Raw genomic sequence first — 235 nt, 5'->3', positions numbered from 1 at the left:
TCCTGATGCATTCTCTGCGATTGAAGCTGTTCCGCTAAGTGTTACCGTTGGGGTGGTCTCGTCATCAGTTATCGTAACGATTGCCTGAGTGGTACTGCCCGCCGTAGCTCCTGTAACATTCGTGATATCGATGATGACCGTTTCGTTTCCTTCGTACAGCGCGTCATCGGTCGGATCAATCGTGATCGTGCCGGTCAGTTGACCTGCAGGGATGGTGATTGTTGTATTGCTTGCT

1 protein-coding gene is annotated in these 235 nt (G+C 51.1%); it reads right to left on the bottom strand.

From position 1 onward, the window contains the following. The coding region (locus FLACHUCJ7_RS25065; protein WP_219634173.1) for a hypothetical protein at window positions 1-235 on the bottom strand (235 nt) is incomplete at both ends.

This window comes from Flavobacterium salmonis, assembly GCF_903819435.1.
GTDB classification, from domain to species: Bacteria; Bacteroidota; Bacteroidia; order Flavobacteriales; family Flavobacteriaceae; genus Flavobacterium; species Flavobacterium chungangense.
The sequence above is the reverse complement of the archived record's forward strand: the minus strand, read 5'-3'. Positions and strand labels throughout refer to the sequence as shown.